Source organism: Pseudomonas sp. Irchel s3a12, assembly GCF_900187485.1.
Taxonomy (GTDB): domain Bacteria; phylum Pseudomonadota; class Gammaproteobacteria; order Pseudomonadales; family Pseudomonadaceae; genus Aquipseudomonas; species Aquipseudomonas neuropathica.
The window spans coordinates 169284-194230 of sequence record NZ_FYDN01000012.1; the positions used below are offsets into that span (position 1 = coordinate 169284).

The following is a 24947-nucleotide window of genomic DNA, read 5'->3' on the forward strand; positions in this document are numbered from 1 at the left end:
TTGAGGTCATTCGTCTCCCGGTGCGAGCAACAGATTCGGTGCCAGCCGCTGAAAACCATCCTGAGCCAGACGCATATCGAGCAGCAAACTGCCGAGATCCGCCGACAACGCCTCGGCATCGGCATCGTTCTCCAGATACACCAGTTTCAGATAGCTGTTGCAGCCCGGACAGACTTCCGCCCTAAGCGGCGCCTGATTGGCAGCATGGCGATCGTCCTCAAGGCTCAGATAATCCAGACCCTTGCTCGACTCGCAATACACGCACTTGACCCGCACCACATGCCATTCGCAGGCGCACAGCGAGCAGACCAGATAACGCAAACCGTTGTGTTTGCCGCGATGGCGGATCACCCCGGCCATCGCCGGTGAACCGCACGCCGGGCATTGGCTGAGGCTGTCGCCGGGTTTCAGTTGCAGATTCGCCGCGCTGAGCAGCCAGTGACTCCAGGCCACTTGCAGCGCTGCGCCAAGAAACGGCACCAGTTGCGCCGGCACCATTGAGTATTGGCCACTGACCAACGCCACGGCCCATGCACGCAACTGACCGGGACTGGCGACCCGCAACGTTGTCACCGCCTCAATGACGGCGGGCTGTTCATCAGGTTCATAACGCTGCAGCAAAGCTTCGAGATAAGCCTGCCAGCCCTCTTCGCGCACCAAGCTATCAGCCGCGAACGGCGGCAAACCATGCTGCTGACAAGCCTCGATCCGCTGCTGATCAAACGGCGCCGTCAGCGGCGGATCATCAAACACCTGCTGCTGAACCCGGCACAACCCGGCAATCAGTCGCAGGTACTCTGCCAGCGCATGCCCCTCGGCCAGTTGTTCCAGTCGATCAGCCCGCAGCGCAAACAGGTTCGAAGGCGGCAGATGCAGAAACGGCGGCGAACTCGCCGCCGCTTCGATTTCCCCAGGTTCAAGAATGGTTGGCAAAAGTCAGCCCTTTTTGGTGATCGGTCGCTCCGGCACGTCCGGTTGGCGTTCATCGCGGGTCACCTCGCGATACCAGAGTTCATGGTGTTTCTTCGCCCAAGCGCGGCTTACCCAGCCATGCATCATCGCGTCCACCGAACCCTTGATCCACAGCCCGGCGTAGATGTGAATGATGATGCTCAGCACAAGAATGAACCCGGCCAGCGCATGCAGCAGCATTGCCCAGCGAATCACGGTGATGCCGAAATACGCACTGAACCAGGCGCGCCAGATCACCAGCCCGGTGAACAGCAAACCCAGCATGCACAGGAGTAAAGTCCAGAACAGCAGCTTTTGCCCGGCGTTGTATTTGCCTACCGGTGGCACGCTTTCTTCGTCATTGACCAGCACGCGATCAATGCGGCGCATCCACTTGCCGTCGTTGCTGATAAAGAAGTTCGCGCGCCAGAAACTCAGCACCAGACCGAGGAAAAACACGAACATGGCTATGCCCATGTACGGATGCAGAATCCGCGTCCACGGCCCGCCGCCAAACAGGTTGCTCAGCCAGAACAGCGAAGGGTGAAACAAAGCCAGCCCGGACAACCCGGCCATGAAAAACAGGATCGCCACCAGCCAGTGATTGGTGCGCTGGTTGGCGGTGTAACGCAGGATCGTCTTGTTGCTCATGGCCGGTCCTCCCCGCGTGGATCGAAGGTGTGCACCGCCGGATCGACGACATGCACCGAGGTGTCGGGCGGCGTCGGATGTTCATCTTCTTCGACGCGATTCGGGCCGATGCGCACGTAATGGAAGAACCCGGCCAGCACCGCCGCACCCATGGCCAGCAGGCCCAGCGGTTTACTGATGCCTTTCCACAGGCCCACCAACGGACTGATTGCCGGATCTTGCGGTAAACCAGCATAGATTTTCGGCGTGTCTGCGTGGTGCAGCACGTACATCACGTGCGTGCCGCCAACACCTGCCGGGTCATACAGACCGGCGTTTTCAAAGCCACGGCTTTTCAGGTCGACGATGCGCTCGGCGGCGTGTTCCTTCATGTCTTCCTTAGTGCCGAAGACGATGGCGCCGGTCGGGCAGGTTTTCACACAGGCCGGTTCCAGCCCTACCGCCACGCGATCCGAACACAAGGTGCACTTGTAGGCCTTGTGATCCTTCTGCGAAATGCGCGGAATGTTGAACGGGCAACCGGTGATGCAATAGCCACAACCGATGCAGTGATCCTGATCGAAATCGACGATGCCGTTGGCGTGCTTGATGATCGCACCGGGACTCGGGCACGCCGCCAGACAACCCGGCTCGGCGCAGTGCATGCAGCCGTCCTTGCGGATCAGCCATTCGAGGTTGCCGGCGTCGGTTTCGTGCTCGGTAAAGCGCATCAACGTCCAGGTTTCCGCGCTCAGGTCTTGCGGGTTGTCGTAGGTGCCGTGGTTGTGGCCGACCTCGTCGCGCAGTTCGTTCCATTCCGAGCAGGCGACCTGGCAGGCTTTGCAGCCGATGCATTTGGTGGTGTCGATCAGCTTCGCCACCGCTTCCTGATTCCTCACCGATGGCGGCACCGTGGTGGTGGCCGAGCGGGCAATAATGTCTTGGCTGGCCATTTACAGTTTCTCCACGTTGACCAGGAATGACTTGGATTCCGGGGTCTGGGTATTGCCATCGCCGAGGAACGGCACCAGGGTGTTGGTCAGGTAACCGTGACGCGTCAGGCCGGTGAACCCCCAATGCAGCGGGATGCCGATCTGATGCACGACTTGGCCGTTGACCTGCAGCGGCCGAATCCTTTTCGTCACCACCGCCACCGCTTCGATAAACCCGCGCTTGCAACTGACGCGCACACGATCACCGGCAGCGATTCCCTTCTCTTTCGCCAGCACTTCACCGATTTCGACGAACTGCTCAGGCTGGGCAATCGCGTTCAACTTGCAATGCTTGCTCCAGAAGTGGAAATGCTCGGTGAGCCGGTAACTGGTGCCGGCGTACGGGAAGTCCTTGGCCTCGCCGAGGGTTTCCCAGACCGAATCGAAGATCCGCGCCGCCGGGTTGCTGGTGGCTTTCTTGTTTTGCGGGTGCAGCGGGTTGATGCCGATCGGCGTTTCGAACGGCTCGTAGTGCTCGGGAAATGGCCCTTCGTTCATCTTGTCGACGGCGAAGAACCGCGCCACGCCCTCGGGGTTCATGATGAACGGGTTCATCCCGGCTTCCGGCGGCACATCAGCCTTGTAGTCCGGCACGTCGGTGCCGCCCCAGGCCTTGCCGTTCCACCACACCAGACGTTTTTTCGGGTCCCACGGTTTGCCGGCGACGTCCGCCGAAGCGCGGTTGTAGAGAATCCGCCGGTTGGCCGGCCAGGCCCAGGCCCAGCCTTGATGCTGATGCATGCCGTACGGATCGGCGTTGTCGCGGCGGGCCATCTGGTTGCCGGCCTCGGTCCAGCTGCCGGCGAAGATCCAGCAACCGGACGCAGTGCTGCCGTCATCCTTGAGCAAGCCGAAACCTGCCAGTTGTGAGCCGGCCTTGACCGCGACGCCGGTGGCATCGGTGAAATCGGCCACGGCACTGCCGTTGATTTCCTTGGCCAACTCTTCCGGCGAAGGCTCGTCGGGGATCTTGTACGGCCACGTCAGTTTCAGCAGCGGATCAGGGAATTTGCCGCCCTCGGCCTGATAGCGCTTGCGCAGGCGCAGGAACAGCTCGCTCATGATGCGAATGTCGGTCTGCGCTTCGCCCGGGCCATCGGCGCCTTTCCAGTGCCATTGCAGCCAGCGACTGCTGTTGACCAGTGAGCCGTCCTCTTCGGCAAAACAGGTGGTGGGCAGGCGAATGACTTCGGTCTGGATCTCCGCGCTTTTCACATCGTTGTACGGCCCGACGTTGTGCCAGAACTCCGAGGTTTCGGTAGCGAGCGGATCCATCACCACCAGCCATTTCAGCTTGGCCAAGGCGCCCATCACGCGGTTCTTGTCCGGCAGCGCGGCGATCGGGTTGAAGCCCTGGCAGAAGTAGCCGTTGACCTTGCCCTGGCTCATCAGGTCGAACATCTTCAGGACGTCGTAGTTGGGGATGTCGAGCTTCGGCAAATGGTCGTAGCACCAATTGTTCTCGGCAGTGGCGTTTGCGCCGTACCACGACTTCATCAGGCTGACGTGGAATTTGCTGTAGTTCTGCCAATAGGACAATTGCCCCGGCCGCAGCGGGACTTGCGTGCGTTTGTGGATGAACTGGGCGTAATCCTGCTCGGTGTCGCTGCCAAGGGTCAGGTAGCCCGGTAGCGCATTGGAGAGCAAGCCAAGGTCGGTCAAGCCCTGAATGTTCGAGTGACCGCGCAAGGCGTTCACACCGCCGCCGGGCATGCCGACGTTGCCCAGCAGCAATTGCACCATCGCCGCGCTGCGAATGATCTGCGCGCCGATCGAGTGCTGCGTCCAGCCGAGGGCGTAGAGAATCGTCATGGTCTTGCCCGGTGTCGAGCAGGTGGCGATCTCTTCCCAGATTTTCTGCATGGCATCGACCGGCATGCCGCAGATCTGGCTGGCGAGGTCGATGGTGTAGCGGCTGTAATGCTGCTTCATCAGTTGATAGACGCAGCGCGGGTCTTGCAGGGTCGGGTCGACTCTGACGAAACCGTCGTCGCCCATCTCGTAACCCCAGCCGGATTTGTCGGTGTAGCTGCGTTTCTCCGCGTCGTAGCCGCTGAAGATCCCGTCTTCGAAGCCGTAGCCTGCTCTGACGATGAACGACATGTCGGTGTAGTTGCGCACGTATTCGTGCTGGATCTTGTCCTCGGTCAGCAGGTAATTGATCAACCCGCCCATGAAGGCGATGTCGGTGCCGGTGCGGATCGGCGCGTAATAGTCGGCCACGGACGCGGTCCGGGTAAAACGCGGATCAACCACGATCAGCCGCGCAGCGTTGTGCGCCTTGGCCTCGGTCACCCATTTGAAGCCGCACGGATGCGCTTCTGCTGCGTTCCCGCCCATCACCAGGATCAGATTCGCGTTGGCGATATCGGTCCAAGTATTGGTCATGGCACCACGGCCGTACGTCGGGGCAAGACTTGCCACCGTCGGGCCGTGTCAGACACGCGCCTGGTTATCGAACCCCAGCATGCCAAGACTGCGAATCACCTTCTGGGTGATGTAGCCGGCTTCGTTGGACGCCGCCGATGCGGCGAGAAACCCTGTGCTCAGCCAGCGATTCACCGTTTGCCCGTTGGCATTCTTCTCGATGAAATTGGCATCGCGGTCGGCTTTCATCAGGTCGACGATGCGATCAAGCGCTTCGTCCCAACTGATTCGTGTCCATTCGCTGCTGCCGGGCTTGCGTGTTTGCGGGTAGAGCAAACGGCCGGGGCTGTGAATGAAATCGAGAAGGCCTGCGCCTTTCGGGCAGAGGGTGCCGCGGTTGACCGGGTGGTCGGCGTCGCCCTCAATGTGAATGATGCTTTGCGCGACATTCTTCGCGGCATCGCCCTGGCTGTACATGATCAACCCGCAACCGACCGAGCAATACGGGCAGGTGTTGCGGGTTTCATGGGTGTGGGCAAGCTTGAAGTGGCGCACCTGCTCGGCGAAGGCTGGCGTCGGGGCCATGCCCAACGCGCCCAGGCTAGAGCCTGCAAGGCCGATACCGGCGACCTTGAAGAACTGACGACGGCTGAGATCCATCGTGCACTCCTGATCAGGTGGAACCCGGTACTGGTGCCGGGTTTTATCTGGACAATCACGGTTGCGGCAAACGTCTGCCGACTTTTTCACTGTAGACAATGACCACACGATCTGTGTGAAAACCGACCGTCGGCCGTTTGTCGGCACTCCTACTAACAACCGCAAACCCTGTGGGAGCTGGCTTGCCAGCGATGACGTCGGCTCCTCCAACAATGATGGTGACTGACCCACCGCTATCGCTGGCAAGCCAGCTCCCACAGGGTTTGAGTGTGTTTCCAAAGGGACAAGGGTTTATCATGCCCCGCAGGACCATTCCGCCTTCACGAGACCGCGCATGACTTTCGATTTTGATCAGGTATTCGACCGCCACAACACCGGCAGCACCAAGTGGAGCCGCTATTCGGCCGACGTGTTGCCGATGTGGGTCGCTGATATGGATTTCGCCGCGCCGCCGGTGGTGATCGAGGCGCTGCAACAACGCTTGCTGCATCCGCTGGTGGGTTACAGCGTGGCGCAGGACAACCTGCGTGAAGCCATCGTCGCCGACCTCTGGAACAAGTTTTCCTGGAAGGTCAAACCGCAGGAGCTGATTTTCCTGCCGGGCGTCGAGTCGGGCTTCAACATGGCTTTGAAAGCGCTGGTGCAGCCACAGCAGAACGTCGTGGTGCAAGTGCCCAACTACCCGCCACTGCGCCATGCGCCGGGGAATTGGGGGTTGAACAAGGTTGAACTGGAGTTCGTCGCGCAGGCTGACGGCACTTACTTGACACCCTTGGACGTATTGCGTGAATCGCTGAACGGCGGTGGCGCGCTGTTGCTCAGCAACCCGCACAACCCGATTGGCAAGGTGTTTGGCCGTGAAGAGCTGCAAGCGGTGGCGGACATTTGTACAGCGCAGGACGCGTGGATCATCTCCGACGAAATCCACGCCGAGCTGTGCTTCGACGGTCGCGTGCACATTCCGACCGCGTCGCTGAGCGCGGAGATCGCCGAGCGCACCATCACTCTGATGTCGGCGAGCAAGGCGTACAACATCGCCGGCCTCAAGACCTCGTTCATGATCATTCAGAACGCTGCCCTGCGCGAACGCGTCAATCACGCCCGTTGCGGCATGGTCGACAGCGTCAACCCGCTGGGCATGGAAGCCACCCGCGTGGCTTACAGCGAAGGCGGGCCGTGGCTGGCCGAGCTGAAAACCTACCTGCAAGCCAATCGCGACTGGCTGGTAGAAGCGGTGCGCAAGCGCTTGCCGGGCGTGACCATCAATGTGCCGCAGGGCACCTATCTGGCGTGGCTGGATTGCTCGGCGCTGGACCTGGACAACCCGCAGCAGTTCTTCCTTGAGCAGGGCAAGGTGGGCCTCAGCGCCGGTCTGGACTTCGGCGATCAACACCAGCAGTTCGTCCGTCTGAACTTTGGCTGCCCGCGTTCATTGCTGGAAGAAGGTATCGCCCGCATGGAGCGCGCCCTGACACAACGCCACACCTGAAACCACCACTAAACCCTGTGGGAGCTGGCTTGCCAGCGATAGCGGTCTGACATTCAACATTAATGTCGACTGATACATAGCTATCGCTGGCAAGCCAGCTCCCACAGGTTCTGTATCGAGTCTGAAGACCGGCGTAAATCCGATCGAACTCACGGCAAACACCCCGGGTCAACCGCCCATACCAGCCATGAGACCTCGGAGACCCGCGATGACCGACTATCCAAAACCACCCTTCCCCGCACAAGCCCAGACCGTTCCCGGTTCGCAACGCAAGATGGAACCCTATCCCGATTGCGGCGAGCAAAGCTATGTCGGTTCCGGGCGACTGGCCGGCAAGATTGCCCTGATCACCGGCGCTGACAGCGGTATCGGCCGCGCCGTGGCCATTGCTTTCGCCCGTGAAGGCGCTGACGTGGCGGTCGCCTATCTGAATGAACACGAGGACGCCAAGGAAACCGCGCGCTGGGTCGAGCAGGCCGGGCGCCAGTGCCTGCTGTTGCCGGGCGATATCGCGCAAAAGGCCCATTGCCAGGCCTTGGTCGACAAGACCGTGGAACGCTTCGGCCGAATCGATGTGCTGGTCAACAACGCCGCGTTCCAGATGACCCACGAAACCTTCGAAGAAATCCCCGACGAGGAATGGGTGATGACCTTCGACGTCAACATCACTGCGATCTTCCGCTTGTGTCAGGCCGCGATAAAACACATGCGCGCCGGTTCGTCGATCATCAACACCAGCTCGATCAACTCGGACATGCCCAAACCCACCCTGCTCGCCTACGCCACCACCAAAGGCGCGATCGCCAATTTCACCGGCGGTCTGGCGCAGATGCTCGGGCCAAAGGAAATCCGCGTGAACTGCGTGGCACCGGGGCCAATCTGGACGCCGCTGATCGTCTCGACCATGCCCGATGAAGAAGTGCAGAACTTCGGCGGCAACACCCCGCTCGGCCGCCCCGGCCAACCGGTGGAAGTGGCGCCGATCTACGTGTTGCTGGCCTCGGACGAAGCCAGTTATATCACCGGCCAGCGCTATGGCGTGACCGGTGGTAAACCGATGTTGTGATGACGCCTTCGCCAACGCCTACAGTAAAACTGAAGGCCCATTGAACACGGTGCGATTGCCGTCACATCAAACATTTGAGGGCGGCAGATCATGAGTTTTATCGTGTGGGTCGCCGTACTCGGCGCCGTGCTGCTGACCCTGGCACTGACGTCGTCATACCTGCGCTGGATGCCGGTGACCACCTCGGCGGTTTGTTTGCTGTTGGGAATTGGCATTGGCCCCAGTGGCCTTGATCTGCTGAAACTATCCCTGGAAGACGCCTCGCTGTGGATGGAGCACCTGACAGAAGTCGCGGTGCTGTTTTCTCTGTTCGTCTGCGGCCTGAAATTGCGCCTGCCGCTGCGCGACAAGCGTTGGCGAATCGCCTTCGGCCTCGCCGGCCCCGTAATGGTGCTGACCATCGCCGGGGTGTGCCTGCTGCTGCATTTTGCTTTGCGCTTGCCGTGGGGGCCGTCGTTGTTGATCGGCGCGATGCTGGCGCCCACCGACCCGGTGCTGGCGGCGTTGGTGCAGGTCAATGATGCGCGGGATGTCGACAGCGTGCGTTTCGGCCTGTCGGGTGAGGCCGGGTTGAATGACGGGGTAGCCTTTCCGTTTGTGATTCTCGGCTTGTTGTTGATTCACGGTGATGGCTCTGCCGCCGAGTGGCAGGGCTGGGTCTTGCGCAGTTTGTTGTGGGCGGTGCCCGCAGGTCTGCTCACCGGTTACTGGATGGGCCGAGGTATCGGCCGCGTGACCCTGTCGCTGCGTATTCACAATGACGACAGCACGCTCAGCCCGAACGACTATCTAGCGTTGTCGTTGATTGCCTTGGCGTATGTCGTTGCCGAAGCGATTGGCGGCTATGGTTTTCTGTCGGTGTTCGCTGCCGGGTTGGGCCTGCGTCAGGTCGAAGTCAAATCCACCGGCGCCGGGCAACCGCCCGCCGAGCACTTGGTGCAGCCGGTGGTCGGTCATCAGAACGTCGAACCGCAGCACGCGGTGCACGGCGACACCGAACGGCTGGAAAGCAGCCAGGTCGCCGCCGGGATCATGATGGGCGACATGCTGTCGTTCGGCAGTCTGGTCGAGCGCGCCATGGAAGTATTTCTGGTGACCCTGCTCGGCGTGGTGCTGGTGGCGCACTGGGACTGGCGGGCGTTGCTGGTGGGCGGCTTGCTGTTCTGCCTGATCCGCCCGGCCTGCGTCGCGCTGATGCCTTGGGGCGCACTGCTCAAAGGAAGGCAACGGCTGTTGATCGGCTGGTTTGGCATTCGCGGTATCGGCAGCCTGTTCTATCTGTTTTATGCCTTGAACCACGGGCTGACCGACACGGTGGCCAGCCTGTGTACCGATCTGACCTTGTCGGTGGTGGCGCTGAGCATCTTGCTCCATGGCATCAGCACGCAACCGATCCTCGCCCGTTACGAACAGCGCAAAAAACAAAAAAACTGATTTTTGATTTGCGAATTTATTCGGCGAATTGATCGAATTTTTTTCTGTAAAAAAATGGATCCCTGATTAATGGCCGGCAGTCACAAGCATAACCCCTCGCCGGATATGTCCGGCGGGGCCCGGCAGGTTCGGTTCCCCTGCGGCGCTACGCCTATGAAACGGAATCCTTGAAGATTAAGGTCACGGTCATGAAAGAATGCTCGACTCCTGCGCAAATCAAGGCTTGCAGAGCACTGGCTCTGGAACGCAATCGTCAATTGTTTGATAACGCCCACACCCTCAACCGCGCAGCCAATGCGCTGCTCGACGTGGCCGATCTGGACATTGAACAGTTTGAGCGATACCGCGCGCTGCGCAAGAAAGCCGATTCGATGTTTGAAGATGCCATCGACCATTTGTGCGTCTTGAACGAAGACTTCCCGCCGATCCCGATGTCCTCGCAGAACTCGTCGGCATTGCGTCGAGAGCTTGAAACTGTGGAATGAGCCAGAACAGCCCCTCACCCTAACCCTCTCCCAAAGGGAGAGGGAACTGACCGAGGTGAATGGTCGAGGTACGCCGACCTGAGATACCGAGTCGAACGCAGATTCTGACCACGACATTGAGATACCGAGTCGAACGCAGATTTTGAGTACAACGAAGATCTGCTCCCTTCCCCCTCGCCCCCATTGGGGGCGGTCCGACGTTTCGGGAGGGTTGGGGTGAGGGGGATCGGTCTGAATAGCACCACAAAATCCACGCGAATAAAAAAGCCCGGCTACATAAGCCGGGCTTTTCCCTACCTGCCAATCACCCGCCCGGATTGGTCACCTGAATAAACACCGCATAACTCCCCAGCAACACCCAGAACGTCGCAAAGATCCACGGCGTACGCACCGAAAACAGCAGCGACTTGCGATAGCCCTTGTGGCTCGACTCCATCTCGCTGAACAGCGGCGATTCGTCATACGCCAGGCCCATCAGCGGCTCGCTGTGCAGCAAGTGGCTCTGCTTGAAATGCCAGTGATCGATGATGTCGTACGCCGCGCGAATCCCCGGCCAGGCATTCAGCGAGCTGAGCAGCCCGAGCAGTGCCAGAAAGGGTGGCACCACCAGCGTGAACAACTTGCCCCACTCCGGGTTGAGGTTGGCCATGCACGAGGCAAAGGCAATCACCAGAAACGACTGCGCCGCCAGATAAGCGTCGGTACGGTTGGCGAGGATGCTGGTTTCGTACTGGATCTCCCGCCGATAGAAATCCAGCCGTTCCTTGGGTGAGCCAAACATCTTGGCGTCATGTTCGGTCAGGGTTTCTTCAGCGGTGGGCTCAGTCAGTATGCGAGACAAAAGATGCACGCTCCGGGGTGGGGAAAACGTTTAGAAGTCCCCGTTGGCGCCCAAGTTCAGACGGATTGACCGACGCCTTGTTTCATCGATTGGGCAATGATTGCCACCAGATTCATCTGCGTAAACGGCTTGGGCAATCGTGGCAGTTGCGCGGCAAAGCCTTCCAGGCGTTCGGCGTAGCCGGTGGCCAGGATGATCGGCAGATCCGGTTTGAGCACGCGCACGGCATGGGCCAGTTGCGCGCCGCTCATTTTCGGCATGGCCATGTCGGTGATCATCAGGTCGATGACCTCGCCCTGATCGAACAACGCCAGCGCTTGCGCACCGGACGTCGCACTGACCACCCGATGGCCGAGGTCTTCGAGCAGTAGACTGGTGCTGTTCAATACCAGTGAGTCGTCATCCACCACCAGCACGCTGAGTCTTGGTACCACCACGGGCTCGGCGTGTGGCTGCAGCGAATTGCTGACGGTACCCTCGCCGGCCACCGGAATCCACAGTTCTGCCGTGGTGCCCTGGGCCTTTGCACTCTTGAGAATGAAACGGCCACCGAGTTGTTCCATGAAGCCGTGGACCATCGACAAGCCCAGCCCGGTGCCCTTGCCCAAGCCTTTAGTGGTGAAGAACGGATCTCTGGCCGACGCCAGCGTGTGATCATCCATGCCCTCCCCGGTATCGATTACGCTAAGGCAGACGTAACGCCCCGCAGGCAGGTCCGAATGCCCCAGTTCTAGCACCACTTGCGGTTCAGCGCTGATGCTCACCGTACCTCCATCGGGCATGGCGTCGCGGGCGTTGGTCGCCAGATTGAGCAAGGCCAATTCCAACTGATTGGTGTCCGCCAGCACCAGCTCGAGATCGTCGGGAAACCGCGTGTCGACAAGGATACCCGGCCCGAGGGAGCTACGCAGCAAACCGCTGATGCCCTGAACCAATTGCGCGATATCGACCGACTCGGTCTTCAATTCCTGACGGCGGGCAAATGCCAGCATGCGCTGGGTCAGCGAGACGCCACGCAAGGCGCCTTGGGTGGCGTTTTCCAGCAGGCGGCTGATTTTCGCATCGTCGCCCACGCGCTTTTGCACGATCTCGAGGTTACCGAGAATCACCGTCAGCAGATTATTGAAGTCATGGGCGATGCCACCGCTGAGCTGACCGATGGCCTGCATCTTCTGCGCCTGGAACAGCGCTTCACGGGTTTTCTCCAGCGCCTGTTGCGCCTGGTGGGCTTCGGTGATGTCGCGGGTGATCTTGGCAAAACCGAGCAATGTGCCGGTGTCACCACGAATCGCATCGACCACCACATGAGCGAGAAACCGCGTGCCGTCCTTGCGCATGCGCCAGCTCTTGTTCTCGAAGCGGCCCTCGCGGGTGGCGATTTCCAGCGCCCGTTGCGGCTCGCCGAGTTCGCGGTCTTCGGGGGTATAGAACAGCGAAAAATGCTGACCGATGATTTCTTCCGGCAGATAGCCTTTGATCCGCTGTGCGCCCTGGTTCCAGTTGCTGACCCGGCCTTCGGGGCTGAGCATGTAGATCGCGTAGTCGGTGACGCCCTGCACCAGCAAGCGGAACTGCTGCTCGCTTTGCTTGAGGGTTTCTTCAGCCATTTTCCGGTCGGTCAGGTCGCGGGTGATCTTGGCGAAACCGAGCAATTTGCCGTCGGGATCAATGATCGGATCGATGACCACATGCGACCAGAAATTGGTGCCGTCCTTGCGCACCCGCCAGCCCTCGCCTTCGAAACGTCCCTCACGGATCGCCGTATCGAGCGCACGTTGCGGCAGACCGGCGGCGCGATCCTCAGCGGTATAGAAGCGGGAGAAATGTTCGCCGAGAATTTCCGCTTCTTCGTAGCCCTTGAAGCGTTTGGCGCCGGAGTTCCAACTGGTGATGATGCCGTCGGGATCGATCATGTAGATCGCATAGTCGACCACCGCATCGATCAGCAGACGAAAACGCATCTCTTCGATCGCCGCGGTCTTGTTTTTCTCGCTCATCACACTCACCAGCCATTGTCATGAGCAGAAGTATGCGGTAATCCGGCAAATTGGGAAGCGTCCGTCTCGTGATTGATTGCCCACCAGCGCGGCAGCAGCTGTTTGATCCGGCTCTCGGCAAAGCGATCGTCAATCAGCATCACCACGCCGCTATCCTCACGGGTGCGGATGACTCGCCCGGCGGCCTGTACCACTTTCTGCACGCCGGGGTACAGGTAGGTGTAGTCGTAACCGGCGCCGAAGATGGCGGCCATGCGGTGTTTAAGTTGTTCGTTGACCGGATTGAACTGCGCCAGCCCCAACGTGGCAATGAACGCCCCGATCAGCCGCGCACCGGGTAAATCGATGCCTTCGCCGAACGCACCGCCCAACACGGCAAAGCCGACGCCTTGGCTGTGCGCGGTGAACTGATCGAGAAAGGCCTGCCGCGCCCCTTCGAGCATGCCCCGCGATTGCTGCCACAGGGTGATGTGCGGGTAACGCTCAGCGAGTAACGACGCCACTTGTTGCAGATAATCGAAGCTGCTGAAAAACGCCAGATAGTTGCCCGGACGCTCGCTGAACTGCTGCGCGATCAATTCGACGATCGGCTCCAGCGAGGCCTGACGATGATTGAAGCGTGTCGAAATGCGGCTGACGATCTGCACCTGCAACTGCTCGGCGCAAAACGGCGATTCGACGTCGATCCACACGGTGTCGGCGGGCGTGCCAAGCAAATCGGCGTAATAGTGACGCGGGCTGAGGGTCGCGGAAAACAGCACGCTGCTGCGCGCCGCTTTCAGGCGCGGACCAATGAACGCGGCCGGCACCACGTTGCGCAGGCATAACTGCGACAGCGGCTTTTTGCGGTCGAGGTCGCGCTTGCTGATGTCGAACAGGTAATGCTCGTCGTACAGTTCTGCCACCCGGGCGAATTGCAGCAGGTCGAAATAGAAGTTCTGCACGGCGCTGTCGAGACCCTGCGGATGGTCATTGAGGTAATCGCCAATGGCCGCGCAACACAACGAGATCGCTTGCAGGAGTTTTTCCGGGGCCTTGTCGTAAGCCTGATACGCCGCCAGTTGCGGCGCATGCAGCGCGTTCCACTCACGGTTGATCCGTTGCAAGGAGTTTTTCAGCGGTGCCGGCGCGGTTTTGCGCACGCTGCCGAGGGTGAACTGATCAAGACTGGCGCTGTACATTTGCCGGCCGCGTTCGACCAGGTTGTGCGCCTCGTCCGCCAGCACCGCGACTTTCCATTGATTAAGCTGGGCCAGACCGAACAGCATGGCGCTGAAGTCGAAGTAATAGTTGTAGTCGGCGATCACCACGTCTACCCAACGGGCCATCTCCTGACTCAGGTAATACGGGCACACCGCGTGTTGCGCAGCGACCTCGCGCATGGCGGCTTGATCGAGCAGGCGGATTCGGCTGGCCGCTTCCCGCGCGGCCGGCAGGCGATCATAAAAGCCCTGGGCCAACGGGCAGGATTCGCCGTGACAGGCTTTGTCCGGATGTTCGCAGGCCTTGTCCCGGGCGACCATTTCCAGCACCCGCAAGGGCAAGGCTGGTGACTGATCGAACAACACCTGACTGGCATCCAGCGCCAGTTTGCGCCCCGGTGTCTTCGCGGTCAGGAAGAACACCTTGTCCAGTTGCTGCGGCGCCAGGGCCTTGAGCATCGGGAACAGCGTGCCGAGGGTTTTGCCGATGCCGGTCGGTGCCTGGGCCATCAGGCAACGGCCGGTGCTGACGGCTTTGAACACTGATTCCGCCAAGTGCCGCTGACCGGGACGAAAATCGGCATGGGGAAACGCCAGTTGCTGCGCGGCCAGATTGCGCGCCTCGCGATGGGCCATTTCCTGTTCGGCCCATTGCAGGAACAGCGTGCATTGCTGCTCGAAAAAGGCCTTGAGGGTTTCGGCGCTGAAGGCCTCGACCAGGCAGGTTTCCTTCTCGCTGACGATATCGAAATACACCAGCGCCAGATTGATTTGCTCAAGTTCGAGTTTGCGGCACATCAACCAGCCGTAGATCTTCGCCTGTGCCCAGTGCAACTGGCGGTGATTGGCCGGTTGCTTACTCAGGTCGCCACGGTAGGTTTTGACTTCTTCCAGGCAGGTTTGCGCCGGGTCGTAGCCGTCCGCCCTGCCCTTGACCTTCAACTGCAGAAACTCGCCTTCGAGCGCCACTTCGCTTTGATACTTTTCGCTGCGCCGCGAGGCCACAGTGCGGTGGCCGGCGATGCCTTCCAGCGCCGTGGGCGATGGGGTGAAGCGCAGGTCGAGGTCGCCGGTCTTGGCGGTGAACTCGCACAGTGCGCGCACGGCAATGCTGTAGCTCAAGCGCTCTGCTCCGCCCATTGCACGTAACACACCGCTACTGGCATCTGGTGTTGATGACAGAACTCCAGCCAGCGCAACTGGTTGTCCTGCAGGCGATCGCCGGGGCCTTTCACTTCAATCATTCGGTAGGTTTTGTGCTGCGGCCAGAACTGGATCAGGTCGGGCATGCCGGCGCGGTTGGCCTTGATGTCGAGCAGCAAACGGTTGAACCAGTGCTTGAGATGTTCGGCGGGCAGACAGGCCAATGCCTGCTCAAGCAATAGTTCATTCACCGCGCCCCAGAATACGAATGGCGACTGGACACCCCATTTGTCGACAAAGCGCTGGCGAATGGTCGCGGCATAGCGGCCGTCGTCGAGTTCGCTCAGGCACGCCTGGAACAGCTCGGCGCGGCGTTGCTGGAAATCTTCGTTGAGCAGGTCCACCGGGCCGCGCTGGAACGGGTGAAAGAATGCCCCGGGCAATGGCGCGAAGATCGCCGGCCAGCACAACAAACCGAACAGCGAGTTGATCAGGCTGTTTTCCACGTAATGCACGGGGCCATCGTCATCGTGCAGATGCGCCTGCACGTAAAACTCCACGGACAAGGCTGGGTCGGTGCGCGGCAATTGCAGATCCAGCCGCTCGACCGGTCTGGCCGTTGTGCGCTTGAGTGGCGGGCCGCCGAGTTTGCGCCGCAGCCTTGGCAATATCCGTTGCAGGCCTTGCTGCTCGGCAGCGCTTTCCGGCGCCTGTTCGGCCAGCGTGGCGAGCTCCAGCGCCAACGAGTATTCGCCGCTGCGCTCCAGCACGCGGATCATGCGTAAACGGGCGCCGGGATAGGCGCAGTCGCGGTAAATGCTCAGGGCCAGGGCAAACTCGCTGATGCGCTCGCAATACTGGCCGATCTGGAACAGCACCTTGCCACGCCGGCGTTGCAGCCACGGGTTGTCGAAGTGCAAGGCGCTGACCTGCGCAACAATGGTGTCCAGTGGCTCACCGGCCTCGAAACGCAATTGACAGTTGTGCAGGAACAGGCACGCATCGACGTCGTCGCGACTGCGCAGGCCCCGCGAGTCGGCGCAGAATTCGACTTTTTCATAAGTGAAGATGCCAAGGTCGGCGAGGACGAATTCCGACCAGTCCTGATACAGGTTGCCGAAGAACATCAGCCGCAAGCGATCGCACAGGTCCATGATGGTCAGGCTGAACAAGCGATCATCGAGCAGCGGAGCCCAGTCGCGCAGGCTGCGAGCGTCTGCAAACTGCTCGGCGAGGAGCGGCAGCCAATCGTCCTTGCGGCCCTTGGGTTGCTCGATAAAGGCTGCGAACGCTTGCAGGATCTCGGCCTTGAGCAACACATCGAACAACTCGGCGAGGACCAGCGGCGCGTGTTCGTCGATCCAGCCGTGCTCCAACAAGGGCTGCGCGGCCTCGGCGATGTCACCGATTTCCACGTAATTGAGTTTGCCGGCACGAAAATGCACACCCTTGCGCATCACCATCCGCACCAGCAGCCCCTGACTCGGGCGGGGCAACGCGTTGAAGTCGCGGATGAATGCGTGTTCCGGTTCGCTCATTACATCGGCATAACGAAGCTCAAGCCAATCAAGCACTTGCCGGAAGTTGTTAAGGTAATAGAACGGGTCGTCGAGGGGATTGGCAGTCACGGGAATTCTGGGCCATGGCAAGCGAGTACTGGTTATGCGTACAGATACCAGCTGTGCCCCACCCGGTGCAAACGGAAAATGATCAATGGCATTTTTTCGCCAGGCTATCGAACTTTTCCCCCGGGGATGGCACCAACCGCGTTAGAGGGCCGACAATGCTCGGCATCACATCGAATGAGGATTTAGAGGTGGGTATGAAAATCAAAGCACTGGGCATCCCTTTCGCCATCGCCGCCGCGCTGGCACTGGCCGGTTGCTCGACCCCGACGGTGGTCACCCTGCAGAACGGCACCCAGTACCTGACCAAGGACATGCCGAAGACCAAAACCAAGGACGGCTTCTATGAGTTCGAGGATATTTCCGGGGCCAAGGTGAAGGTTCGCGCTGATGAAGTGGCCACAGTGCGCGAGGAAGACTGACTCACGGCGATCGATCGTTCCCACGCTCTGCGTGGGAATGCAGCCCGGGACGCTCCGCGTCCCATCCAGAGCCGAACGCGGAGCGTCCGTTGAGGCATTCCCACGCGGAGCGTGGGAACGATCATCAAAGCTGCTTTTTTATTCGAAGGTAGGCATGCCCGGAATGCTGCCGTCGCAAGGCATGTACGTGCCACCCCGCTTGACCACTTCCCCCTGCAAGCGCCGGCAGCGTTCCAGATCCTGCTGCGCCATGCGATCAATGCTCAGATTGCCGGTGGTTTGCGGCTGCTTGCCGTCACCCAGGCGCAGGGTCACGAACGGTTGTTCGGGCTGAATCTGAAAGCGGCTCTTCTCTTCGACCGGTTCGACCTCCGCGGTTTTCGGCGGGCTCGGCAGTTGGTCGGTGGTGACGCCGTAACGGCTCAGAATCGAGCTTTGAGGCAGATCGGCGCAGGCATTGGCCGAACACAGCGCCAGTGCGACGAACCCGACATACCCCTTGAAACCTTTCACGTTTGAATCTCCTGTACTCAATGGCGGCTAGCTATAGAACGTGTGCTCACGTGCTGGCTTTAGGCCGCATTTCCTGTTTTCGCAGGGGTTTGAGTCAGGGAGTGGCTGTCGAGTCACTTTTGAAACCGAGTTATCGTTCTTCGCGAGCAGGCTCGCCCCCACAGGGGATTTATAAACGACACAGATCCAGTGTGGGAGCCAGCCTGCTGGCGAAGAGGCCCTTACCGGCGCCCCATCAACCTCAGGCGATCACAACGCCGTCAGCACTCAAGCTGTTGAGCGACACCCCGACCAACGTCACCGAATCATTGCCAAACGTCAGCACCGTGTCCTGCCCGACGGTCGCAGCATGAGCCCGGAAATCCTCCGCCAGCAACACCCCCTGCACACCAAGAAACACCAGTTTGTCATTGGACGTGAAACCGACCACCCGGTCCTGACCGAACGCACCGTTGAACAGGAACGTATCCGCCCCGCCCCCCGACTCCATCAGGTCATTGCCTGCGCCGCCAACAAACACGTCATTGCCCGCGCCACCCATCAGGTGATCGTTGCCGTCCAGCCCGAACAACCAGTCGCCACCGGCATGCGCCTTCAACGTATCGGCGCCGCTGGTGCCTTTGACGCTGGACTCGTACGCGGTGACGTTGTTGCCGACCTTCAAGCCGCTGGCCGTGACGCTGTGGGTCACATCGTCCTTGAACAGCCCCCAGAGAAAGCCCGGTTCCTTGGTGACAATGCTGCCTATGTCGCGGGTGATGCTGATCCCGCCGTTGGCGTCGCGAATGTACAGATTGCCGGCGCCGTCGTTGGCGAAGTCGAAGTTCTTCACCGCGCTTTGCAGATCGAGGGTGTTGTTGCCCTGCCCGCCAAGGATGACGTTGTAGCCACCGCCATCGCGGAAGGTGTCATTGCCGGCGCGACCTTCCAGGTAATCGTTGCCGCTGCCGCCCTGGATCAGATCGTTGGCGTCACTGCCAATGATGAACGTGCTGCCCTTATGGGTTTCGGCGTTGCGGTTGAGATCCTGTACCCAGGTGTTGGCCCGCGCCGGGTCCGAGAGGTTGGCGACAATGATCGTCGAGTCGCGGCTGGTCAGGTCGTAGAATTTTGAGTCGATCACCCGATTCATACCGTCGCCATACGCGGTCGGCAAGTGCGAGATCCAGGTGGGAATGTTGAGGATCGAGTACGGCAGCAGATTCCACGCGGTCGAGGCGTAGTGATCGTTGAAGCTGACGATGTTGTCGGTGGCCGAGACCTTGGGCGCATCGTGCACGCCGATCGAAGCTCCGGTGAAGGTCGAGCCGTCGAGGGCGCGGAACACCGGGTCGTTTTCGTAGCCGACGTTGAGCACTTTGTCGGTGCTGCTTTGCGTTGGCGAGGCGTAGGCGATGTAGTTGGAGTCGGCAAAGAAACCACCCCACTTGCCACCGCTCAGGTCGGCCATGCTGTTGACCGCCAGGCCACCGAGGCTGTGGCCACTGACGAGAACGTCCTTGCCGCTGAGGCCGTTGGCCTTGGCAAACGCCACCACGTCATTGAGCAGATTGCCGAAGGCTTCACCGACGTAATTCTTCGCATAATCCTTGGGGCCGAAGGCGGCGAGCAGGTCGTTGATCACGTCACCGATGGAGTCGAGGATCAGGTTCTCACGCGGGCCGCTGGTGCCGCGAAAGGCAACGCCGAGTTCGGTGAGATGGCCCTGGGCGTCGTACTTGCCGAGGATTTCCACTTGGGCGGTGGTGTAACCGGCCTTCTCGCCGAAGAAGGTACCCCGCGCATCGGTTTTGCCGTCGTAGCCCAGTTGCGAGGCGGTGATGGGCGTCCAGCCGGCCTTTTTCACCGCGTCGAGGGCGAGTTTTTCCGAGTCGGGATTCCACGGAATGCCGGGGATCACCCCCTGGGAATCGGTGCCGCCGAGCAGTGCCGTGACCAGCGTGGCGGGCAGGCCGAGGCCGAAGCCGTTGTGCTGATAACCGGCGGCAAAGCCGTTATCGAGGTTGTGGTAGGAATACAGCGTGATCGCCATGGCATCGCTGAACAACGCCTTGGAATCGGCTGTGCCGAAGTTCTTGTAGTCATACACACCCATTGCTATTGCCTCTCTCTTGTTGGAATTGTTAGAGATAGCTCACAGCCAGGGCGCCCCACGGGGACGCCCCGGAGCATTTCGATACAACACTTCTTTAACGCTGCCTCTGTAGGAGCTGCCGAAGGCTGCGATCTTTTGACTTGGCTCTTAAAAGCAAGATCAAAAGATCGCAGCCTCGTTTCACTCGACAGCTCCTACAGGATTACTGTTTAGGCGAACACGAACGCCGAGTCCGACAGGTTAGCCACTCCCACCCCGACCAGGGTCACGGCATAGTCGCCAATCTTCAGCACGGTGTCGTTGCCGGTCTGCGCCGCGTGCTGTTTGTAGTCATAGCCCTGCCCCGCGCCCTCGACGCCCATGAACACCAGTTTGTCGCTGCCCTGATAACCGTTGATGGCATCAAAACCGAACGCGCCGCTGAACAGAAAGGTGTTGTTGCCACCCACCGCCGTCATCACGTCGTTGCCAGCACCGCCAACGAAGGTCACATGGCCCTTGTCGCTGATCAACTTGTCATCGCCACCGAGGCCGAACAGCCAGTCACCGTCAGCCGTGGCGTGCAGCGCATTGCCGTAGCCATCGCCGCTGAGCGAGTGGTTGTACTGGGTCAGTTCGTTGCCATTGGTCAAACCTTTGGCCGTAACGCCCCAGGTGATTTCCTTGCTGCCCCACCACGAACCCGACTCCTTGCTCACCAGCGCGCCGATGTCGCGGGTCATGCTGATGCCGCCATAGGCATCGCGTACGTACAGCGTGCCGTCACCGTCGTTGGCGAAGCTGAAGTTCTGCAACGGTTTCTGCAGTTCGAAGGTGTTGTGGCCCTGGCCACCGAGCAGGATGTTGTAACCGCCGTCATCACGGAACCGGTCATCACCGCCCAGGCCTTCGAGGAAGTCGTTGCCCGCGCCGCCCTTGAGCCAGTCGCTGCTCTGGGTGCCGATGATGAACGTGCTGCCGGTGTGCGGCTCGCCACTGCGGCCGAGATCTTCGACCCAGGTCTTGCCGCGAGAAGCTTCTTCCAGATTGGAGACGATGATCGTCGAGTCTTTATGCGTAAGGTTGTAAAACTTGGAATCGATGACCCGATTCAAGCCATCGGCATAGCCCAACGAGCTGTGGGCCGACCAGTTCAGCGGATTGATGATGCTGAACGGCACCAGGTTCTGCGCGGTGGACGCGTAGTTGTCGTTGAAGTTGACGATGTTGTCGGTGGTCGAATCGTGCGGCTTGTCGTGCTTGCCCATCGAGGCGCTGCTGAACGTGGTGCCGTCGAGTACACGGAACACCGGGTCGTTTTCGAACCCGATGTTCAGCACGTTATTGCCGGTGCTGCTCTGAGTCGGCGAGGCGAAGGTGATGTAGTTGGCATCCCTGAAGAAGCCGCCCCAGTTGCTCGCGCTCAGTTCGGCCACGCTGTTGACCCCGAGCCCACCGAGGCTGTGACCGCTGAGCAGCACGTCCTTGGCGGCAATGCCGTTGGCAATGGCGAATGTGGCGACCGCCTTGAGCAAATTGTCGAAAGCGTTTTTAGCGTAATTGCTCGCGTAATCCGACGGCCCGATGGCGGCCAGCAGGTTGTTTTTCAGGTCGCCGAAGGTGTCGCTGTAACCCAGCCCGCCGGTGCCACGAAAGGCCACGCCGATGCCGATCAGTTTGCCGGCAGCGTCGTATTTGCCGAGCACTTCGGCCTCGGCACTGGTGAAGCCGTCCTTCTCGCCGAAGAACGTGCCCTGCGGCCCGACCTTGCCCTGATAGCCCAGCGCGGTTGCCGTGAGCGGTGCCCAGGCGGTGGCCGGCAGAGGCTTGCCGGTCGGCGTGTAGGCGTACAGCGTCAGTGCGATGGCGTCGCTGTACAACGCTTTGCCATCGGCATTTTTATAATCGAACAGTCCCATGTTGTGCTCTCTCTTCCTTCAAAAACCGGCAGCTCCGCAGAACTGCCGGTACGCCTTAGAACTGCCAGTCGAGGGTCAGACCCACACCGTGGTCCTTCTCGTTCGAGCCGATCAGTCCGTTGTAATCGAGGTTCACCCGCACATCGCGATTGAGCGCCAGACCCGCACGCACACCGACCACCGCCGCATCGCGATCCATCGACACGCTCTGCACGGTGAACGCGCTGTTGCCATTGGCAAACGCCAGATGGCTGTCGGCATCAACGTTGCTCAGGTTGTGCTGCCAGCCGAGGCTCGCGCCGAGTTCCAACTGATGCTGATTCGACAGCGCGAAGCTGCGCTTGGCGCGCACGCCGAGGGTCGACAGCACCACATCGCGGTTGTCCTCACCGCCCTTCAGCGCGGCGGCGTCACCTTTTTCGGTGAAGCTTTCGGTGTTCAGGTGCACATAGGACAGATTGGCGAACGGCTCCAGGTTCATCGGTTGCAGGCCCAGATCATAGGCGGCCTCGGTGAACACTTGAGTGGTTGCGGCATCGTGCTTGGTCTTTTGTTTTCCGCTGACGTCCCCGAACTGCAGGTCACGTTTGACGTCGACACGGTGCCAGCTATAGGCGCCACCGACGGTCAGACGCAGCGCGTCGATCTGATGGCCCAGGTACGCACCCAAGTGGTAGCTGTCGACTGATGCCGACGAATGCGTGCCGCTGCCCATGCTCAATGAGCTGTCGCTATAACCGGTAACGAAACCGAGACGGGTATCTTCAGCGATCAAGCCATCGACACCGGCGAGCAAGCCACCGATAGAGCTGTTGGAGTCGGCATTGTCATGCCCGCCATCGCTTTTGCCCCACGAACCCAGGACCTTGACCCAGGCGTTGCTGCGGTCATCAGTCGGTGCATCGGCGTTAAACAAATCACGCTCGCGCAGACGTTCGCCAACGGCTTCACGCAGGTAACGGCTGTCGTTGATCAGCATCGTGCCAATGGCCGGATGGATTTCGCCGGACAACTGCTGGAAGGCTTGCTGCGCCGACGCCGCATTCGGCGACAGCAACAGGGTTTCAAACAGCGCGTTACCAGCGCCCAGACGCTCAGCCGCCGCACCGACCGCACGTTGGTTCGGCGTCAAACCGACGCTGGCGAACGAAGCGTCGTTACGCCCGACCGCCAACTGGATGCCATCGGCCGAGTACGCCAGCGTGCCGCCGAGAAAGGCGTAATCCGGCAACACCTGACCAAAGCGCCCTTCAATACCGCCCGCCGCTTGCAGGATGTTGTAGCGCGTGCCGAGCAGGCTTTGCACTTCATTGGTGGTCAGCAGCGTCGGGCTGTTTTCCAGCGACAGGCTCACCGTCGCGCCTTCGATGACCGCTTTGCCAGTGGCGATGATCTGATCGCTGCTGGTGGGCGACAGCTCTACGGCGTAAGTCGAACCCGGTGCAAAGGTCACGTCACCGGCCACATTCATTGTGCCGATGGAGTTACCCGGCGCCACCGTACCGCCGCTGTTCACCGACAGCGCGCCGATGTGGCCGTTGCCGCCGAGGATACCGCCGTCATTCACCGTCACCGCCGATTGCAGCGAACCGTTGATGGCCAGGCGCCCCTGATTGACCAGGGTCGGGCCGCTGTAAGTGTTGTTGCCGGTCAGTACCAGTGTGCCGATACCTTGCTTGGTCAGACCGCCGTGGCCGGAAATGTCGTTGCGCCAGGTGTCGAGGCCGCAGGTGATGTCGGTGCACACGCGCTCGGTCGGTTTGCCTTGATCGATGATCGCGCCGATACCCGGCAGATCCGCGACAAACTGGCCGGAGCCGTAAGCGCCGTCGATACGGAATTCCGCTGGGATGTCCTGCTCGGTGACGAACATCGACGGGCCGTCGATGCCTTTGCGCAGGTTGATCATGCCCCAGCCGTACAAGGCGTCGATGCCCGGCGCGCCAAGGTCTGTGGCGGTGGTACGCAAGACCGTGGCGACCTGATCACCGCTCATGTACGGGAAGCGTTCCATCAGCACCGCCATGGAACCGGCGACATGCGGCGCGGCCATCGAGGTGCCGTTGTAGTTTTTGTAGCCGGTGGTCAGGTTGTCGGCGTTGGTGCCTTCGATGATCGCGCTGAAGATCTTCGTGCCCGGCGCCGAGACGCAGAAACTCGCGGTGTAGCCGCAACGCGAAGAAAACGTACTCATGATGTACGGATTGGCGCTGGCCAGATCCGGGTTCTTCTGCAGCGCGGCGACGGTGATCCAGTTCGGCGCGATGTCCGGGACGAAATAGCCGAGGCCGGCGATGGCGTCCGGGTTGTTGAGGTTGTAGTCATTGCCGGCGGCGAAGATCGTCACGATGCCACTGCGCGCGGCGGCAATCGCACCGTCGTAGGCGCCGCCGGGCTTGGTGCCGAGCAGCGTGCGGATCTCGTTGAACTGCACTTGCGCGTCATTGACGGTGAAGTGCGGGTACGCCGGATCGCGGCCGCCGAGGTCGAAACGGTCAGTGATGCCGATGCCCCAGCTGTTGTTGATGATCCGCGCGCCGCTGGCGATCAGTGCGTCCCAACCGGCCTTGTACACCGCGCCGTCGTTGCCACGAACGATGCCGTCCTCCGGGCCCGGGTCACCGTTGTCGGCGCTGATGATCTGCGCACCGAATGCCACGCCGTGCATCGGCCCGCCGTCGCGACTGCCGGCGGCGATACCGCCGACGTGGGTGCCGTGGGCGCCGAGTTTGCCGTCGGAACCGACCGAGGGCGAACCGTCATAGCGGAACGCATCGCCGGCTTTGACCGGGATGTACGGGTCGGTGTATTCGCGAATCCCGCTGGTGACCAGGGTGACGACTTTATTGCTGCCGGAGAACTCCGGGTGCGCGGCATACACCGGCTGATCAAAGATCCCCAGTTTCACGCCTTTGCCGGTATAGCCGGCGGCATAAGCGTGATCGGCACCGATCGCGCCCAGGCCCCAATCGGCCTGAAATTCGGCACTGCGCCAACTCGACGGATCGCCCGTACGACCGCTCTCCACGTAGGGCGCGGCGTGGGCTGTGCCAATGGCACAGAGCACGGCGAGCGTGAGGGTTTTCAGGGCAAAGCGGCCTCCCGTTTGCGCGGGGGTATTGTTGTTATTCATCCAG

Annotated in this window: 17 protein-coding genes; 5 read left to right on the forward strand and 12 right to left on the reverse strand. The window is 60.7% G+C overall.

Annotation, left to right across the window (positions count from 1 at the left end; all coding sequences use genetic code 11):
- Positions 1 to 6: 6 nt before the first annotated feature.
- Genes fdhE through fdnG form a run of 4 tightly spaced genes read right to left on the reverse strand, consistent with a single transcriptional unit; the run spans position 7 to position 5600 of the window.
- On the reverse strand, positions 7 to 933 hold the full coding sequence (gene fdhE, locus CKW14_RS20835) for a formate dehydrogenase accessory protein FdhE (RefSeq protein WP_095049064.1): 927 nt from the start codon (positions 931 to 933) through the stop codon (positions 7 to 9).
- 3 nt (positions 934 to 936) lie between these two features.
- Positions 937 to 1602 (reverse strand): formate dehydrogenase subunit gamma, encoded by a 666-nt coding sequence (locus CKW14_RS20840; RefSeq protein ID WP_095126045.1) that lies wholly within the window; start codon positions 1600 to 1602, stop codon positions 937 to 939.
- Positions 1599 to 2534, reverse strand: a complete 936-nt coding sequence (gene fdxH, locus CKW14_RS20845) for a formate dehydrogenase subunit beta (protein ID WP_093431371.1) — start codon at positions 2532 to 2534, stop codon at positions 1599 to 1601. Before fdxH ends, CKW14_RS20840 begins: the two co-directional genes overlap by 4 nt.
- Positions 2535 to 5600, reverse strand: a complete 3066-nt coding sequence (fdnG, locus tag CKW14_RS20850; RefSeq protein WP_141231813.1) for a formate dehydrogenase-N subunit alpha — start codon at positions 5598 to 5600, stop codon at positions 2535 to 2537. It abuts the gene before it with no gap.
- 334 nt (positions 5601 to 5934) lie between these two features.
- Here fdnG and CKW14_RS20860 point away from each other — a divergent pair, with 334 nt between their 5' ends.
- The 4 genes from CKW14_RS20860 (at position 5935) to CKW14_RS20875 (ending at position 10074) form a co-directional block, all read left to right on the forward strand.
- Positions 5935 to 7089, forward strand: coding sequence for a MalY/PatB family protein (locus CKW14_RS20860; RefSeq protein ID WP_095049067.1), 1155 nt, complete (start codon positions 5935 to 5937; stop codon positions 7087 to 7089).
- A 208-nt stretch (positions 7090 to 7297) separates the two neighbouring features.
- Complete coding sequence (locus CKW14_RS20865; protein ID WP_095126047.1) at positions 7298 to 8155, forward strand: glucose 1-dehydrogenase; 858 nt, start codon at positions 7298 to 7300, stop codon at positions 8153 to 8155.
- 90 nt (positions 8156 to 8245) lie between these two features.
- Positions 8246 to 9589 carry a sodium:proton antiporter gene (locus CKW14_RS20870; RefSeq protein WP_095126048.1) on the forward strand — a complete coding sequence of 448 codons (1344 nt, stop codon included), beginning with the start codon at positions 8246 to 8248 and terminating at the stop codon, positions 9587 to 9589.
- A 188-nt stretch (positions 9590 to 9777) separates the two neighbouring features.
- Complete coding sequence (locus tag CKW14_RS20875; RefSeq protein WP_095049070.1) at positions 9778 to 10074, forward strand: hypothetical protein; 297 nt, start codon at positions 9778 to 9780, stop codon at positions 10072 to 10074.
- A 304-nt stretch (positions 10075 to 10378) separates the two neighbouring features.
- Here the strand turns inward: CKW14_RS20875 and CKW14_RS20880 are convergent, their stop codons facing one another.
- From CKW14_RS20880 to CKW14_RS20895, 4 genes are read right to left on the reverse strand one after another with little or no spacing between them, the layout of a single operon-like run.
- On the reverse strand, positions 10379 to 10915 hold the full coding sequence (locus tag CKW14_RS20880) for a hypothetical protein (RefSeq protein WP_016983364.1): 537 nt from the start codon (positions 10913 to 10915) through the stop codon (positions 10379 to 10381).
- A 56-nt stretch (positions 10916 to 10971) separates the two neighbouring features.
- Positions 10972 to 12912: a PAS domain-containing sensor histidine kinase gene (locus tag CKW14_RS20885; protein ID WP_095126049.1), complete on the reverse strand. Its 1941-nt coding sequence runs from the start codon at positions 12910 to 12912 to the stop codon at positions 10972 to 10974.
- Positions 12913 to 12917: 5 nt separating this feature from the next.
- A complete protein-coding gene (locus CKW14_RS20890; protein ID WP_095126050.1) occupies positions 12918 to 15236 on the reverse strand; it encodes an ATP-dependent DNA helicase in 2319 nt (772 codons plus the stop codon).
- Positions 15233 to 16885 carry a VRR-NUC domain-containing protein gene (locus tag CKW14_RS20895; RefSeq protein WP_095126051.1) on the reverse strand — a complete coding sequence of 551 codons (1653 nt, stop codon included), beginning with the start codon at positions 16883 to 16885 and terminating at the stop codon, positions 15233 to 15235. The genes CKW14_RS20890 and CKW14_RS20895 overlap by 4 nt, the downstream gene beginning before the upstream one ends.
- A gap of 194 nt (positions 16886 to 17079) precedes the next feature.
- On the opposite strand from CKW14_RS20895, the gene CKW14_RS20900 reads away from it, so the two are divergent.
- Positions 17080 to 17304 carry a YgdI/YgdR family lipoprotein gene (locus CKW14_RS20900; RefSeq protein ID WP_095049074.1) on the forward strand — a complete coding sequence of 75 codons (225 nt, stop codon included), beginning with the start codon at positions 17080 to 17082 and terminating at the stop codon, positions 17302 to 17304.
- A gap of 138 nt (positions 17305 to 17442) precedes the next feature.
- Here the strand turns inward: CKW14_RS20900 and CKW14_RS20905 are convergent, their stop codons facing one another.
- From CKW14_RS20905 to CKW14_RS20920, 4 genes are all read right to left on the reverse strand, one after another.
- Complete coding sequence (locus CKW14_RS20905; RefSeq protein ID WP_095126052.1) at positions 17443 to 17817, reverse strand: hypothetical protein; 375 nt, start codon at positions 17815 to 17817, stop codon at positions 17443 to 17445.
- A gap of 241 nt (positions 17818 to 18058) precedes the next feature.
- A complete protein-coding gene (locus CKW14_RS20910; RefSeq protein WP_095126053.1) occupies positions 18059 to 19912 on the reverse strand; it encodes a polyurethanase in 1854 nt (617 codons plus the stop codon).
- A 209-nt stretch (positions 19913 to 20121) separates the two neighbouring features.
- Positions 20122 to 21810 carry a polyurethanase gene (locus tag CKW14_RS20915; RefSeq protein ID WP_095126054.1) on the reverse strand — a complete coding sequence of 563 codons (1689 nt, stop codon included), beginning with the start codon at positions 21808 to 21810 and terminating at the stop codon, positions 20122 to 20124.
- Positions 21811 to 21865: 55 nt separating this feature from the next.
- Complete coding sequence (locus tag CKW14_RS20920; protein WP_095126055.1) at positions 21866 to 24943, reverse strand: autotransporter serine protease; 3078 nt, start codon at positions 24941 to 24943, stop codon at positions 21866 to 21868.
- Between the last annotated feature and the right edge of the window lie 4 nt (positions 24944 to 24947).

Coding starts and splice junctions, on each gene's coding strand:
- CKW14_RS20840 (WP_095126045.1), bottom strand. CDS start 1,602: ATGAGCAACAAGACGATCCTGCGTTACACCGCCAACCAGCGCACCAAT.
- fdxH (WP_093431371.1), bottom strand. CDS start 2,534: ATGGCCAGCCAAGACATTATTGCCCGCTCGGCCACCACCACGGTGCCG.
- CKW14_RS20860 (WP_095049067.1), top strand. CDS start 5,935: ATGACTTTCGATTTTGATCAGGTATTCGACCGCCACAACACCGGCAGC.
- CKW14_RS20865 (WP_095126047.1), top strand. CDS start 7,298: ATGACCGACTATCCAAAACCACCCTTCCCCGCACAAGCCCAGACCGTT.
- CKW14_RS20870 (WP_095126048.1), top strand. CDS start 8,246: ATGAGTTTTATCGTGTGGGTCGCCGTACTCGGCGCCGTGCTGCTGACC.
- CKW14_RS20875 (WP_095049070.1), top strand. CDS start 9,778: ATGAAAGAATGCTCGACTCCTGCGCAAATCAAGGCTTGCAGAGCACTG.
- CKW14_RS20885 (WP_095126049.1), bottom strand. CDS start 12,912: ATGAGCGAGAAAAACAAGACCGCGGCGATCGAAGAGATGCGTTTTCGT.
- CKW14_RS20900 (WP_095049074.1), top strand. CDS start 17,080: ATGAAAATCAAAGCACTGGGCATCCCTTTCGCCATCGCCGCCGCGCTG.
- CKW14_RS20910 (WP_095126053.1), bottom strand. CDS start 19,912: ATGGGTGTGTATGACTACAAGAACTTCGGCACAGCCGATTCCAAGGCG.
- CKW14_RS20915 (WP_095126054.1), bottom strand. CDS start 21,810: ATGGGACTGTTCGATTATAAAAATGCCGATGGCAAAGCGTTGTACAGC.
- CKW14_RS20920 (WP_095126055.1), bottom strand. CDS start 24,943: ATGAATAACAACAATACCCCCGCGCAAACGGGAGGCCGCTTTGCCCTG.